The following is a 400-nucleotide window of genomic DNA, read 5'->3' as shown; positions in this document are numbered from 1 at the left end:
GCTGACCACGATGGTTCCCACCCTGCTTGCACGCCCGCACATCGGGCCGGTCACCGCCGCCCGCCTGGTCATCACCGTCGGGGAAAACATCGACCGGATGCGCAGCGAAGCGACCTTCGCCAAACTCGTCGGCGTCGCCCCACTACCGGCTTCCTCGGGCAAAACCCATCGTCACCGACTCAACCGAGGTGGTGACCGGCAAGCCAACAGTGCCCTGCACATGATCGTGGTCGGCCGGATGAAAAACCATCCACCCACCCGCGCCTACGTCGAACGCCGTTCCGCCGAACACAAAACGAAGAAAGACATCATCCGCTGCCTCAAACGCTACGTCGCCCGCGAAGTCTTCAAAGACCTCACCACCGACCTCGGAGCACTGGACAAGCTATAGGACCATCTC

1 protein-coding gene is annotated in these 400 nt (G+C 62.2%); it reads left to right on the top strand.

Going from position 1 to position 400, the window contains the following annotated elements:
* Positions 1–391 (top strand): transposase (locus tag GOALK_RS15500; RefSeq protein WP_006359779.1); only part of this gene is annotated, 391 nt, incomplete at its 5' end.
* Positions 392–400: the final 9 nt, after the last annotated feature.

This window comes from Gordonia alkanivorans NBRC 16433 (genome assembly GCF_000225505.1).
Lineage (GTDB): Bacteria > Actinomycetota > Actinomycetes > Mycobacteriales > Mycobacteriaceae > Gordonia > Gordonia alkanivorans.
Note: the sequence above shows the minus strand (reverse complement) of the source record. Positions and strands in the feature narration are given on the sequence as shown.